The sequence below is a fragment of the Haladaptatus rarus genome, assembly GCF_054177585.1.
Map to the genome: position 1 here is coordinate 77,080 of NZ_JBPEHG010000019.1, position 12,877 is coordinate 89,956.

Genomic DNA, 12,877 nt, shown 5'->3' on the forward strand with positions numbered 1-12,877 from the left:
GGTCTATTTTTCAGTAAACCAAACGTCTTTCAATCAGCTCTACGTTTACTAACATAATGCAAGATCGAACCTCCTTTAGATTGTTCTATTTTATTTACTTTGCTGCCGGTAGTGGCTTTACTGCCTTTCGTAACGCGTATTTCGAGGAGATTGGGCTTTCTGGTGTCGAGATTGGAACTATAGGATTCTTGATTCCAATCGTCGCTATCGCAGCCCAACCTATTTGGGGTCTTATGAGTGACTGGCGCAACCTTCAGAAGGAGGTACTATACGTTGGCGTCGTCGTTACTGGTGCCACCATGCTCGTTTATCCAATTGGGGCAACTGCCGGCCTAATTGTCCTTGCCGGGGTGAGCACGGTCTTCTCTGCATTTCGTGCACCAATTCGTCCTGTTGCGAATTCGTTAGTACTCTCGACAGGTCTAGAATACGGGAAGGTTCGAGCCTTCGGAAGCATCGCTTTCGGTGGTTCGATCATAGCAGTCGGCTTCCTTGTTGGCCAGTTTGGTACCGAGGTTGTGTTCTATCTCTATGCAGGCGGAATGGTAGTTGTTGCCTTGATACTGGCACAAGTTCCAATCACTAAAGCACCGCCCGCGAAAACCATTGGTCTCAGGGCCACCCAACTTTTCCATAACCGCAATTTTACCGCACTTCTTGTCTCCGCGTTTCTGATGGGAACTCTCCTCTCAACGGCAGGTGGTTACTTCTCCATCTATATGCGTGTGGTCGGTGCCAGCGACAGTCTCACCGGACTTGCATTGGCTCTCAAAACCGTCGCCGAAGCTCTCGTCTTCTTTTGGCCACTTGGCCGGAAAGTTTCCTATAAGTATCTCTTGGTCGGTGGATGCCTTGCCCATGTAGGTACCTTCCTCGTCTATGCTAGTCTCCCAATAACCACCGTCATCCTTGGTGTCCAGTTATTACTCGGACTCGGCTACGCCGCCTATTATCTCGCCGCTGTAAACCTCACGCACGCTATCGCACCGGACGCATTGAAATCCACAGCTCAGACTTTTCTTGCAGCCATCGGCTTCGGTACAGGGGCTGGTATGGGTCAACTCCTCGCAGGTCGACTCATGGATCTCGTCGGCGTTCAAGCAATGTATGGTTACATGGCGATACTAGGTCTCGTCGCCGCGGTTGTTAGCCTGACAGTCACTGGATCGACCACCAATGGTTATCAAAAAGCAGCTTAAATGTCAATGTTGGTTTTCACCGACAGCATCGGTGTCCACTACTACTGGAGTTCCGGTTTCGATTGATTCATTGACTGCAAGTGTGGTGGCAAGCGTTTCTATAGCGTCGCCATAGTCACATCGGACAGGTTCCTGCGACCCATTTTCGACAGCATCGACGAAAGCCGTCAGTTCATTAACAAAGGCGTCGGACTCGCCAACAAAATCAATAGTTTCCCCCTCTACGATCCCGGTTAATTCATCTTCAATTGGATCCAGCGTAAGATCTACGTCCGGCCCAGTAATCTTAATCTTGACATTCATCGACGGGGCTGCACATGTCGAGACGACGTGGCTAACGACACCAGTTTGGTGTTCCATGGTTGCCATTGTTGTATCCTCGAAATCAATAGCATCGACGTGACGTCGATTGCCGATCGCATATACTTGAGTCACGTCACCGACAAGATACCGAATGGTGTCATAGACATGCGTAGACTGTTCGACGACCTGTCCTCCAGAACATTCCTGCTCGCACCACCAATCGGCGGACGGTGTGCCTGGAAACGTATACCGACCCTCGACCATGGCCACGTCTCTGGGAAGAAGTAGGTCACGAGCGTGCTGAATCGATTCGGCATATCGTAGCGCATAGCCCACCTGATTGACGACACCTGCTTCGACGATACTCGCTCCGATACGCTGAGAGTTCTCAATCGAAAGTGCCACTGGCTTCTCGACGAACACCCCAAGACTGTTTTCCGCCGCGAGTGTCTCTTGGTTGGTGTGGGCGAACGGGGGAATCGCAATGAGAACAGCATCAAGATCTACATCGGTTATCATGCGTTCGTGATCATAGTATGGGGTTGCGTCTCGTGCTGCAGCCACTTTGTCGGCCGTCTCACGGTTGATGTCACAAACAGCCACGACGTTTGCTGCGTCGATATTTTCGAAGTTATCGAGATGTCGTTTTGCAATGCCGCCTACTCCAATGCATCCGACTTCCATAGGTACAAATCACACATTTCTTTGTAAAAAAGTCTTCTAAAGTAGTAAACCATGTCGCAATATATTCGCATATTGAGGATTCGCCGTAAGAGCAGCATAAAAGACCGGAATTGGAATTATTGAAAAACCGCTGTAAGAGACTCTAAAATGTGCTTTGGTGTTAGTTCAGGATGGAAACCATAAGGTGGAACCTCCGCAGTAATCCAATCGTCATAGCCAATATCATCGAGAGAATTCACGATGGATGGCCAATCGACGTTCCCTCGTAATGGATGCGTTGTTCCACCCTCATCAAATCCTTTGACGTGGACTTTTACCACTCGGTCACCTAAGATACGAAGCCAATGTTCTGGGTACTGGCCGTAATAGAGTGCGTTCCCTACGTCCACATATGCTCCCACTGGGCCAACTTCACTGGCGGCATCGATGAAGTCACGAAATTCCAACGGCGATAGCAGAAAGTCATTACCGACGTTCTCGATGGCTACTGTCACATCTGCTTGGGCGCCGTAAATCGCGAGTTCTCGCACTGATTCGAGCGCAATATCATATGCCTCGTCATACTGGGGTTCTGACTCTAAAACACCTGGAACAATCAACACCGTATCACAACCTAGATAGGCGGCAGCGTCTATCATCGTTTTTCCGAAGTCTACCCCCTTATTGCGCCGGTCGCGGTTCGCACTCGTCAATGGGTACTCCCAGTGAACTGTGGTCGAGATACTGGGAATGTCGAGATCATAGTCGGTTGTGAGTGAAGCAACTTGCTTCCGGCCTTCCGTGCTATGAAGTGGACCGTTTACCTGTAAGTTTGGTTCTGCTCCATCATACCCGGCGTCTGCAAGGATCCTATACGTTTCGTCAAGTGACTCGACCGGGAAGCCACTCTGATTGAGTGCGAATTGCATTGGTATCGCTTCTCGTTTTCTATTATAAAAGCTTACGTGCCCCAATCAATGGGGCCAAGGTCTCGACGGCCATACAATCGCGAGTAGTGCAAAGGCGAGAAGTGCAATACTCATGAATCTCAGTACCACACCCGCCTCGAACTCATCTGAGACGAATGAGAGATAGAACAGGGTAAGGCCTGTGAGAGCAAACACAAGAGCTCCCCCATATATTGGAGAATTGGGACCCGCCGATCCCAGCTTGAGAATGGCTTGTAGAATGATCTGGTTAATCATCCCTTCCCTCCTGAGAGCGCAATGCCCTCCATGAATGTCCGCTGTGCGAACATATATGCTGCCAACACTGGGAGCGCACCCATGAGTGCCGCCGCCAGAATTTGCCCCCACGCTGCTGTCCCGTACTGTCCTCGTAGGAGCCCGAGACCAACTTGAAGCGGAAACATTGCCGTATCATCCGAAATGATAAGCGGCCAGAGGAAGGCCCCCCACATGAACGTAAACTTGAATACGGCGAGCGATGAGAGTGCTGGTTTTCCCATTGGGAGCATTATGCGTAGATACGTCTGAAACGTATTACAACCGTCCATTCGAGCTGCTTCTATGAGTGAGTCTGGGATGCTAACGTAGAACTGCCGCATCATGAACGTCCCGAACGGGCCTGCAATGATGATGACCATCATTGCCCAGTAGGTGTTCTGCCAGTTCAGCCACTGCATCTCAAGGAACAAAGGTACAAGAATGGCTTGCGGTGGAATAACCAACGTACCCAATACAAGTGTGAATACGGTGCCCTTTCCGCGGAAGTCCCCCTTTGCAAGTGCGAACCCTGCCAGCGAATCTAGAAACAGCGACATGAAAACTGCGCCGGTGGTAATGATCAGGCTGTTCATTACCCACCTGTCGAACGGATGTTCGACCCAGATTGCCATGTAATTCTCCAGTGTTGGATTCTTTGGTACCAGTACGTTGATTGTCGTGAAGATAGTACCGGGTTCTTTCAGCGATGTAAGTAAGGCCCAGACGAATGGACCAATGGCGATAAGTGACGCGACAATGAGGATGAGATGTATCATTGCTCGGCTGAGGACGCTCCGAAGATCCATCTCTGAGAGATCGATTTTACTAGTATCCCTTGATATTGTATCAGTACTCAACATCATCACCCCACGTATACTGTTGTAGGATACTGAGTGCAAACACGATGACGAACAACACGACAGCGAGGGCACTCGCGTAGCCCATCTCGAACTGAGCAAATCCTTTCTGGTAGAAGTAGAATACGATTGAGTACGTCGAGTGAACAGGCCCTCCCTCGGTCATTACGAACACTTGTGTGAAGAGTCGAAAGGAGCTAATCATCGTGACGACGACGACGAAGAAGGTAGTTGATTTCAACAGTGGAAGCGTTATGTAGCGGAATTGTTCCCATGCGTTTGCCCCGTCAATGCGCGCTGCCTCGTAGTATGAATCTGGAATGGATCGCAATCCGGCTAAGAAGATTACCATGTTGAACCCGACATTCTTCCAAATACTCATTAGCGCAATTGACGCAAGCGCCGTTTTTGTACTCCGAAGCCACTCAAGGGTTGGAAGGCCAACGGAATCGAGCATCCGATTCATGAGGCCAAAGTCGGGATTGAAGATGAACATCCAAATGAGTGAAACCACGACCCATGAGGTTACTACAGGGAGGAAGATGGCACCTGAGTAAAATGAAGTCCCGCGCAGTTCCTTATCGAGCAAGACTGCAAGGAACAGTGAAATAGGGATTCCTACAAACACGAGCGCGGCTGCGTACCCCGCCGTGTTGATGATGGCATTGTGAAAGAGTGGGTCTCGAAGGAGAGTAACGTAGTGTTCCAACCCGACAAAAGGCTTGTTGGGGCTGATTGGATCCCACTCATGAAGGCTGATCCACACCGCCATGAAGAACGGTAGTATGAGGATAGCCCCAAAGAGGACAATTTTCGGAACAACCAAGCTAGCCCACGATATCTCGTTTTTCGACTCAACCGCCTGCTGGTCGAAAACACCGGAAAGCAGCTCTGTGTATCTTGTTGACATTATTTGAGCAATATTTATGTGCGATTTTACTTCTCGACGATCTGGTCAAACTCGGTAACCATCTGCTTGGCAGCCTGATCGAACGCTTTCTCAGGAGATGCTTGCCCTTGATAAACTCGCTGGATAGCGGGTCGTCCAATTTCATTAAGAAGTTTAACGGCACCGACGATGCGCGGAAGTGGCACGGCCTTCTGCATTTCTTGAGCAATGAGCTTCATAGTGGGGTCTCCACTGACAGTCTCTTTAAATGCGTCTGTTTCATACACATCTGCGCGACCAGGGAACCCTCCGACGGTCTTCACCACCTTCGTTTGTTGCTCTTTGGACATCACGAAGTCAAGCCATTTCAATGCCTGTTCGCTAGCCTTCGGAGGAGCACAGTAGTAAACTCCTGCCGACCAAGTTCGAGAGGTTTTACCATTTGGCCCCTTCGGTTGAGGCAAGTACATGTAGTTTATGTCCGCTTTTTTAAGCTGGTCAAGTTCCCACGAACCAGCGTACGTCATAGCAGCATTCCCACTTAGGAACTGCTCTAAGTCTTCGTCGGCACGAGCAATATTGTCCATCCCCAGATCGTCCATGACGTATTGAGCCGTCTCGATAGCTGAATCATCGTTGAATTTAACCTTGAATTTAGCATCACCAACTGATTCAAGGTAATTGCCACCATTCGAGAGCATTAAGCCTTCGAAGCCTTCGCCAGGATCCATGACGTAGCCAGCACGATCCTTCGTACTAAGCTCGTTCACCCACATTGCGAACTTATCCCAAGATGGAGCCTTGGTATTGTCAGACGGAACTTCGATTCCTGCCTCTTTAAACATATCTTTATTTATACAAAGTGCTCGGCAGTCTGCGTACCACGGAACCGAATAAAGGTCGCCCTTGTACGAGGAATTGCGAGTTGCTGCGTTGATGAGTTCTGGAACTTCAACACCACTAGATTTTGAGAGATTCTTCGCCGAATCCCGACTCGCCAGTTCTGGAACCCAGACTGTTGCCGACGCAAATGTTTCAGGAGCATCACCGGATGAGATTGACGTTAGCAATTTTGTAAGATAATTATCCCAGGGGTAGTACTGCCAATTCGCAGAAACACCCGTCTGATTTTTGAATGTCTTAAGTTGTTTTTTACGAATGGGGGCAAGTGCCTGATCGTTCCAAGCCCACATCGTCATTTTCTTTGAACCGTTGGATTTGTCTCCATTCCCTGACCCATCCCCCTTATTGTTGCCGTCACTGCTGGTACAACCCGCCAAACCTGCCAAGCCAGCCATACCCGCAAGTTCCAGATACTGACGTCGGTTCAGACCCTTAACTTTGCCTGTCATTGTCAACCGTGGTGTAAGATGGATAGTTAAACGATAATAAAGATTATGTCTACTTTGCTATGTTTAATGGTTTCCCATCTGTGTTTACTAATGTATAATACTTTGATCTATTACAGTTTTATATGTGGGTTATTTTAGAATATCCTGATAGAAAATTGTGGGTTCGATATGGTATATTTACCTATAATACAATATCATTGAATAAATATAGGATAGAAGACAATCACTCCTTCGAATTAAGAAACGAGCTGTTAGGCACCACATGGAAGCAATCAGTGGATAAAAACGATATTAAGGTGGATCTTTTGCTAGTGCTCCCTTCATTGGAATTAACACAGTAATGAAGGCCAAAGCTTTTTTACCGGGAATTGTGAACACTTCACATATGGGTAAGTTGGAAATTGATAGCCTTACGAAGGAATTCGGTGATGACAAGGGGAAAATCGTCGCCGTCGACAAATTAAATATTGATACTAACGATGGGGACTTCCTCGTAATGGTCGGCCCATCGGGTTGCGGGAAATCAACGACGCTTCGCTGCATTGCCGGTCTTGAAACTGTAACAAATGGAGATATCAAACTTGATGGGACTTCTATCAAGAATAAACGCCCTATTGAGCGTAATATCGCGATGGTTTTTCAAAACTATGCACTTTACCCCCATATGTCGGCCTATGAAAATATGGCATTTGGTCTGAAAATGACGACAGAAATGTCATCTGACGAAATTGAGCAGAAGGTAACAGAAACGGCCGAATTAATGGGTATTGAGGAATTACTTGAAAAGAAGCCGGGTGAACTCTCGGGTGGCCAACAACAACGAGTCGCGCTTGGCCGTGCTATCGTACGTGAACCCGAGGTGTTCCTGCTTGACGAACCACTCAGCAATCTTGATGCGAAACTCCGTACTCAGATGCGAACTGAGCTGCAGAATCTTCAACAGAACCTCAACGTCACAACAGTGTATGTTACCCACGATCAAACCGAGGCGATGACGATGGCCGATAAAATAGCTGTCTTAAACGACGGAGAACTACAACAACTTGGAACTCCATTAGAGTGTTATCATGAGCCGAAGAATCAATTCGTAGCAGGTTTCATTGGCTCTCCCTCTATGAACTTCCTCAATGTCAACCGCACCGGAAATATTCTTCGTCATGACCGATTTGAGTTTTCCATCACTGACGAAATGAAAAACCAGCTGGAAGTAGCAAGCGAAGAACTCATTCTTGGAATCCGCCCGGAAGATATTGAAATAAGCAAATCACCAGTTAAAAATAGTGTCGAGACCGAAGTAGAGGTTGTGGAGCCGATGGGAGATGTAACCATCATATACGTTTCCATCGGTGATAAAACGATTACAGTGAGTAATGATAGCGAATTTGTCTTCGAGCCCGGGCAGACAATACACATTCACTTTCCTGAGAATCTCATCCATGTTTTCGACAAAACCACTGGAGAAGCTGTTAAGAATCGAGAACGCCGCAATGACGCTGAAGTTCCAGAGCTGTAGAAGTATTGTGACTGCCGAGTTCCTTGCCAATTTCGACAATGTCTTTCAGATACAGTAAATCGCCAGGTGAGTCAATGAACTTTCTTTTAGCTAGACGAACACCGTACGGTACGATATGAGCTTATAGACAGTGTTGGGAGGGAACCCCCAGAAGCATGTGACTGGGTGTTAATATTTCAAAGCATATGTCTTCCTGGTGGTGGTTATACCATCGAATCGATCTCGGCCAAGTAACCACGGATTACTTGATGGCACACAAATTAATAATAACTGATAGTAGAATTACCATTTTATGGTCTATCGTTCAATATTGGCTGATCGAACGTCATTGCAGTCCAGTTCAGATCATATTCAACCGTGGATATCAATCTCCGAAGTGAATATCGAGAGTCAAACGGGAAGGTCTCTAATAGTTGTTTCTGTTCTAGAGAAAACATTATAGCCATGCAATATTTATCTATATTATGCGTATCCAGGTAGTTGTTGCCCACCCGGACGACGCCGCGTTCACTTGCGGAGGCACCCTCGCAAAACATGCTGATCGTGGCGATGATGTGACTGTAACCTACCTCACTCGCGGTGAGTGGGGTGGCGATGCGAACGAAGACGAGCGAGCCGCCACGAGAGAACAGGAAGCACGAAACTGCGTTGATGAACTTGGTGGAACCGCTACATTCCTCGATGGAAAAGATGGTAGACTTTCTGATACATTCGAGAATCGCGTCGCGGTGGTCGAGGCACTCCGAAGCAACCGCCCTGATATCGTCATCACGTGGTACCCTGACGACCCACACCCCGATCACCGAATAACATCACAACTCGTTCAAGACGCCGCCTTCCAAATTAGCACCGCAAACCTGGAAACGGAATCACCTCCTGCGACCCGTCCCAATATTTACTTCGTCGGCAAACCCCAAACGTCGTTCGATCCAACGATGTTCATAGATATCGGTGATTATCACGACCGAAAAATCAAAGCGCTGTACGAACACGAAACAGAAATCGAACGTATCGAACAGAAGAGAGGTATGAATGTTTCCGACGTTATAAGTTCACGCGCCAAAGCTTATGGCCATCGCTGCGGTGTTCATCTCGCTGAAGGATTCATTCCAGACGAACCTTCTGCGACCGATTACCTCAGATAAATTGAAAGGAAGCATCTACTAGGACATACGATTGAGTATCTTCCTCCAGAGATCTGGGAGATGCGTCCATTCGAGAAACGCTTGTGGAGCCCAATGTTCTGCACAGTCAGTCGTTAAGGCGAACGAACTGCCTTCACCGTAATCACCGACGACAAGAAGCGGATCATCACCGACGGTTGCCCAGACTTCGCTATCATCGGACGGTGAGACCCGATTATAGCCAAGAATTGCAGGCCATTCTCCAGGAAGACCCTCAATTTCCTGATTCTGTGGATGGATGCCTGCCGGTCGTTCAATACGGTCATCAGTCGGTGAAATCTCGACCGGAAGAACCTCGGCAAGTGCGGTTCGACTATAACCTGCTTGTCCCTGTTCACCGGCAAAACTCATGTACCCTCCAATCATCCCGAGTGAACCTCCGTCGGCCACGTATTCCGCGAGTACCTGACAGCGATTAGTTCCGACGTTTCCGGCCGCCACTTCCGGTGTGAGGAGTAGTGTTTGCGCACCGATATCGCTCAAGAGGACGAGGTCGTATTGGGCTAGTTTCTCTTTCGAGCGTGGAAATTTCTCGGCTGCGACGTGACATGGTTGATAGCTCACTGACGCACCAACGGCTTCAAGTGCGGCAATTAGGTATTCGCCTGCTTCTGTATAGGAACTACTAGCTGTCACGTCCTGAGCTTTGACGATGAGTGAAATCTCGTGCCACGATTCGCCTGCAAGTAAGACCTCCATTTCTGTCATCGCCTGTATCCGCGAACTCAACCTTTATAGCTTCTTCCCAGTGTACCAGTGAACGGATAGAACACCCTACAACTAGTTATTTCATAATCCAAGAAAACTATAGATTGTCAAACTCGATTACTGTCTTTATTTTCTCATCTCCGGTTTCGAATGCCATGTCGACTTTCTCTGGGGGGTAAACATTGGTAATGATCGATTTGAGGAACCACTCCGGAAATTCGGCGAGCGTTTCTTTGGCGGCATTGAAGTGTGGGATATGGGAATTAACGCTTCCAAGGATGGCCTTGTTTTCGAGTACCATCTCCCGGTGTAGCCGACCTCCGTTTATCTCGAATGTCCAGTCTCCTGGAATGCCAAGAAGCACCCCCACACCGTTTGGTGCGAGTGCGTCAAGTGTCTCATATGCATGTTTAGCGTATCCTGTTGCCTCATAGACGAAGTCCATTGCCTCGTAAGCTTCAGGGATCTCGTTTACAGGTATCTCTCGCGAGTCCACGTAGGTTGCACCGAAACGCTCAATGATATCGATCGTCGGATCAGGTCTGTCTCGTCTGCCGAGACAATATAATCGTTCGAACTTGGTTTCAAGCATTGCGAGGGTAAGCAGTCCAAGTGGGCCATTTCCGAGCACAATCGCTGATTCGGGAGTCCAATCGAATGCAGAGCGCGATGCGAAGGCGTGTTCGATGGCTTTTTCCGAATTACTGATTGGTTCTACAAGGAATCCTGTTTTGTGGAATTCACGGGGGATTCGAACTAGATACTCGGGTGGACTGGTAAAATATTCAGACATGTATCCGTGCGCTCCGGAAATACCCCTCTCAAGATACGATCCAGCTGGAGCCATATCTGGAATACCACGCTCGAAATACTCATTCTTTTTTCCGCACGGGCGGCGGACTGTCGGAACTACTAGGTCTCCCACTTCGAGTTCTGTATCGTTGGCGTTTTCAACAACGCCAATGGCTTCATGGCCGAGTATTTGGTAGTCAGTATTAGCAGGATATTCACCATGGGTTCCATTGATGACCTCATAATCTGTTCCATCAATGCCGACACGAAGTGTTCTGACGAGTATTTCACCTGCATTGACCGTTGGTTTTGGTATCTCTATGACTTGTGGTTGGTTGTCGCCTTGGCGGACTGCGATTGCTTTCATTTGGTGGATGCTCCGTTCACGTTTTTGCGACAACTTCAATTTCGACGCCAATTTCCACGGGAAGAGATTCAACCTGCACGGCACTCCGCGCTGGATATGGTTTCGTGAGGTATTCCTCGTAGACGTCGTTGATATCGTCGTAGTCGTCCATGTCCATCACGAACACCGTTGTCTTAACGACATCGTCGAGTGAGCAGCCCGCTGCTTCGAGAATAGCACCAATATTCTCCATTGTCCGAGCTGTTTGTTCTCGAATGTCTCCTTCGATTATCTCCCCGGTTTCAGCGTCAACAGAACCCTGTCCAGAGACGAAAACACGATTTCCGTCTATGATTCCCTGCGAGAACGGGCCGATGCTTGCTGGTGCGTTCTCGGTTTTTATTTCGTTCATATTTCTAATTTGCTGGCAGTCGGTCACTCCTTCCGAATCTACCGATTACTAATTTTCTCAACGATCCGTATAAACGTACCCCTCTTAGTACATTTAGAGCTTCCAAGTAACTAAGACATGGAAATCAGTCATCTGGATACTTCGATGACTGTAATTCAAACAGCTCTATAAGATAATTCCGGAACTTAGGAACCGGGAGATGGTTCGGTGACGTTTGTATGAATGCGGTCAATAACATACTGTACTTCGTCCTGATTCAGGCACATAGGGTTAATCACGAATTCATTTGCTTGCATTCGGTCAGCACCGACGTATACTCGTGGATTTTCCTTGCGAAGCCTCTGAACTATCGTTATCGCGGATGGACTTTCGTCGGTTGGGGTAATTTTAACTATGACTTCTGGAGCTACCGATTCATCCCCCCCACTCGTCACCGTTGTTTTTAAACCCTTTATATTGGAGAGTTCGTTGGCAATTCGATTGGCAGTTTTATGCCAAGTGTCCTGCAACTGCTCGTGGTCTTCCTCTAGAAACAGTTCAAGAGCAGTCATTAAACCGACCAGTTCCTCCTTTCCAACCTTGTTAGCACGACCGATTCCTTGTCGAGGGACACCATCGTACTTGTTTATATCGACGAGTGACTCAGGGGGCGACCACACCTCTTTTGCAGCATGCATGTCCAGTTGCTGAAGTGCGACTGATTCGATCAGATCCCTGCGCCCCGCGAGTATTCCTGTTGTTTGTGGGCCCCGGATTGCCTTCCCCCCACTGAAAGCGACGAGATCAGCACCAATATCAACAAACCGTTCGAGATTCTTAACAGGCGGAAGTTCTGCTGCCGCGTCTACAATGACGGGAACGTCGTGGTCGTGTGCCATCTCGACTACTTCTTCAAGGGGTGGCTGTGTATAGGGCTTTTGAACATATCCGATGGCAACTGTCTTCTCATTAATCGCATCCGCCATTTCCCACAATTCGACATTCGATGATCCTGTCCCGAGATGGAAGTCATTGGTTCCCACGTCTACGATTGTCGCCCCAGCCGCACGAAACGCATGATCATACCCGGTTCGATGGGTTCGAGGCATGATAATCTCGTTTGGGATGCCATTGGTTTGCGGGAGTCTTTCCATAATACCTAAATTGTCACCTGCAATTGCAGCCGCAGCTCCGAGGAGCATTCCAGCTTCTGCCCCACTCGTTACGTATCCGGCCTCTGCACCCGTAACGTCGGCAATTAACTCGCTCGCACGTGCCTGTAAATCTGATAATCGAACAAACGATTCGGCTGCGGCTTCCATCGCTTCAAGGGCCTCTTTGCGGATCAGACTCCCACCGATTCGTGTTTTCGTTCCTGTCGCATTTATGACTTGATTGACGCCTAATTCCTGATAAATAGACTGCTCGTTCATATGCTCTCCTCAATTATAATC

Annotated in this window: 12 protein-coding genes; 3 read left to right on the forward strand and 9 right to left on the reverse strand. The window is 48.3% G+C overall.

What is annotated here, in order from left to right:
- The first annotated feature begins 56 nt into the window (after positions 1-56).
- Positions 57-1,199, forward strand: a complete 1,143-nt coding sequence (locus tag ACR3FE_RS24175; RefSeq protein WP_458210406.1) for an MFS transporter — start codon at positions 57-59, stop codon at positions 1,197-1,199.
- 3 nt (positions 1,200-1,202) lie between these two features.
- On the opposite strand, the gene ACR3FE_RS24180 is transcribed toward ACR3FE_RS24175, so the two are convergent.
- The 5 genes from ACR3FE_RS24180 to ACR3FE_RS24200 form a co-directional block, all read right to left on the reverse strand.
- The gene (locus ACR3FE_RS24180; RefSeq protein WP_458210407.1) at positions 1,203-2,186 is read right to left on the reverse strand and encodes a Gfo/Idh/MocA family protein; all 984 of its coding nucleotides are present in this window, start codon (positions 2,184-2,186) and stop codon (positions 1,203-1,205) included.
- A 116-nt stretch (positions 2,187-2,302) separates the two neighbouring features.
- Positions 2,303-3,094: a sugar phosphate isomerase/epimerase family protein gene (locus tag ACR3FE_RS24185; RefSeq protein WP_458210408.1), complete on the reverse strand. Its 792-nt coding sequence runs from the start codon at positions 3,092-3,094 to the stop codon at positions 2,303-2,305.
- Positions 3,095-3,366: 272 nt separating this feature from the next.
- On the reverse strand, positions 3,367-4,254 hold the full coding sequence (locus ACR3FE_RS24190; protein WP_458210409.1) for a carbohydrate ABC transporter permease: 888 nt from the start codon (positions 4,252-4,254) through the stop codon (positions 3,367-3,369).
- The gene (locus ACR3FE_RS24195; RefSeq protein ID WP_458210410.1) at positions 4,238-5,158 is read right to left on the reverse strand and encodes a carbohydrate ABC transporter permease; all 921 of its coding nucleotides are present in this window, start codon (positions 5,156-5,158) and stop codon (positions 4,238-4,240) included. Before ACR3FE_RS24195 ends, ACR3FE_RS24190 begins: the two co-directional genes overlap by 17 nt.
- A gap of 26 nt (positions 5,159-5,184) precedes the next feature.
- Positions 5,185-6,489, reverse strand: coding sequence for an extracellular solute-binding protein (locus tag ACR3FE_RS24200; protein WP_458210411.1), 1,305 nt, complete (start codon positions 6,487-6,489; stop codon positions 5,185-5,187).
- Between the two features lie 385 nt (positions 6,490-6,874).
- Here ACR3FE_RS24200 and ACR3FE_RS24205 point away from each other — a divergent pair, with 385 nt between their 5' ends.
- Both ACR3FE_RS24205 and ACR3FE_RS24210 read left to right on the forward strand, forming a co-directional pair.
- The gene (locus tag ACR3FE_RS24205; protein WP_458210412.1) at positions 6,875-8,002 is read left to right on the forward strand and encodes an ABC transporter ATP-binding protein; all 1,128 of its coding nucleotides are present in this window, start codon (positions 6,875-6,877) and stop codon (positions 8,000-8,002) included.
- 464 nt (positions 8,003-8,466) lie between these two features.
- Positions 8,467-9,147 carry a PIG-L deacetylase family protein gene (locus ACR3FE_RS24210; protein WP_458210413.1) on the forward strand — a complete coding sequence of 227 codons (681 nt, stop codon included), beginning with the start codon at positions 8,467-8,469 and terminating at the stop codon, positions 9,145-9,147.
- 18 nt (positions 9,148-9,165) lie between these two features.
- Here the strand turns inward: ACR3FE_RS24210 and ACR3FE_RS24215 are convergent, their stop codons facing one another.
- The 4 genes from ACR3FE_RS24215 to ACR3FE_RS24230 all read right to left on the reverse strand — a co-directional run bounded on the left by ACR3FE_RS24215 (position 9,166) and on the right by ACR3FE_RS24230 (position 12,856).
- The gene (locus ACR3FE_RS24215; protein ID WP_458210414.1) at positions 9,166-9,894 is read right to left on the reverse strand and encodes a glutamine amidotransferase; all 729 of its coding nucleotides are present in this window, start codon (positions 9,892-9,894) and stop codon (positions 9,166-9,168) included.
- 97 nt (positions 9,895-9,991) lie between these two features.
- Positions 9,992-11,053 (reverse strand): glucose 1-dehydrogenase, encoded by a 1,062-nt coding sequence (locus tag ACR3FE_RS24220; protein ID WP_458210415.1) that lies wholly within the window; start codon positions 11,051-11,053, stop codon positions 9,992-9,994.
- A 16-nt stretch (positions 11,054-11,069) separates the two neighbouring features.
- On the reverse strand, positions 11,070-11,444 hold the full coding sequence (locus ACR3FE_RS24225) for a Rid family detoxifying hydrolase (RefSeq protein ID WP_458210434.1): 375 nt from the start codon (positions 11,442-11,444) through the stop codon (positions 11,070-11,072).
- Positions 11,445-11,629: 185 nt separating this feature from the next.
- Entirely contained in the window at positions 11,630-12,856 is a 1,227-nt protein-coding gene (locus ACR3FE_RS24230) for an aminotransferase class V-fold PLP-dependent enzyme (RefSeq protein WP_458210416.1), read from the reverse strand.
- Positions 12,857-12,877 lie beyond the last annotated feature (21 nt).

What these genes read in the sequence shown, in the direction of transcription:
- ACR3FE_RS24175 (WP_458210406.1), top strand. Translation starts at nt 57, where the DNA reads ATGCAAGATCGAACCTCCTTTAGATTGTTCTATTTTATTTACTTTGCT.
- ACR3FE_RS24180 (WP_458210407.1), bottom strand. Translation starts at nt 2,186, where the DNA reads ATGGAAGTCGGATGCATTGGAGTAGGCGGCATTGCAAAACGACATCTC.
- ACR3FE_RS24185 (WP_458210408.1), bottom strand. Translation starts at nt 3,094, where the DNA reads ATGCAATTCGCACTCAATCAGAGTGGCTTCCCGGTCGAGTCACTTGAC.
- ACR3FE_RS24190 (WP_458210409.1), bottom strand. Translation starts at nt 4,254, where the DNA reads ATGATGTTGAGTACTGATACAATATCAAGGGATACTAGTAAAATCGAT.
- ACR3FE_RS24195 (WP_458210410.1), bottom strand. Translation starts at nt 5,158, where the DNA reads ATGTCAACAAGATACACAGAGCTGCTTTCCGGTGTTTTCGACCAGCAG.
- ACR3FE_RS24200 (WP_458210411.1), bottom strand. Translation starts at nt 6,489, where the DNA reads ATGACAGGCAAAGTTAAGGGTCTGAACCGACGTCAGTATCTGGAACTT.
- ACR3FE_RS24205 (WP_458210412.1), top strand. Translation starts at nt 6,875, where the DNA reads ATGGGTAAGTTGGAAATTGATAGCCTTACGAAGGAATTCGGTGATGAC.
- ACR3FE_RS24210 (WP_458210413.1), top strand. Translation starts at nt 8,467, where the DNA reads ATGCGTATCCAGGTAGTTGTTGCCCACCCGGACGACGCCGCGTTCACT.
- ACR3FE_RS24215 (WP_458210414.1), bottom strand. Translation starts at nt 9,894, where the DNA reads ATGACAGAAATGGAGGTCTTACTTGCAGGCGAATCGTGGCACGAGATT.
- ACR3FE_RS24220 (WP_458210415.1), bottom strand. Translation starts at nt 11,053, where the DNA reads ATGAAAGCAATCGCAGTCCGCCAAGGCGACAACCAACCACAAGTCATA.
- ACR3FE_RS24225 (WP_458210434.1), bottom strand. Translation starts at nt 11,444, where the DNA reads ATGAACGAAATAAAAACCGAGAACGCACCAGCAAGCATCGGCCCGTTC.
- ACR3FE_RS24230 (WP_458210416.1), bottom strand. Translation starts at nt 12,856, where the DNA reads ATGAACGAGCAGTCTATTTATCAGGAATTAGGCGTCAATCAAGTCATA.